Below are 243 nucleotides of genomic sequence, written 5' to 3'. Positions count from 1 at the left end.
CCTTTTTCGTTTTCCGGGGCGTTCTGACTGTTTTCGTCATAGGCGACCCAGTAACGATTGATCAGGCGCAGTTTCCAGCAGCAGTTGTCGTATTCGAAACCACCGAAGGCTTCCAGCGTGCGATTGCGGTTGTAGTCGTACTGCCAGCGGCTGATGGCGTTCCACTGCGGAACGATCGGCCAGATGACCGAGAAGTCATGCTGCTGGATCTTGTAGTAGTCCTTCACGTAGCCAGGTTGACCC

General features: G+C 54.7%; 1 protein-coding gene. It reads right to left on the bottom strand.

Annotated features, from left to right (window positions below):
• Positions 1-243 (bottom strand): hypothetical protein (locus tag AAEY83_RS17915; RefSeq protein WP_351061383.1); only part of this gene is annotated, 243 nt, incomplete at both ends.

Origin of the sequence: Psychrobacter sp. TB20-MNA-CIBAN-0197 (assembly GCF_040309765.1) — a bacterium.
GTDB classification, from domain to species: domain Bacteria; phylum Pseudomonadota; class Gammaproteobacteria; order Pseudomonadales; family Moraxellaceae; genus Psychrobacter; species Psychrobacter submarinus.
The sequence above is the reverse complement of the archived record's forward strand: the minus strand, read 5'-3'. Positions and strand labels throughout refer to the sequence as shown.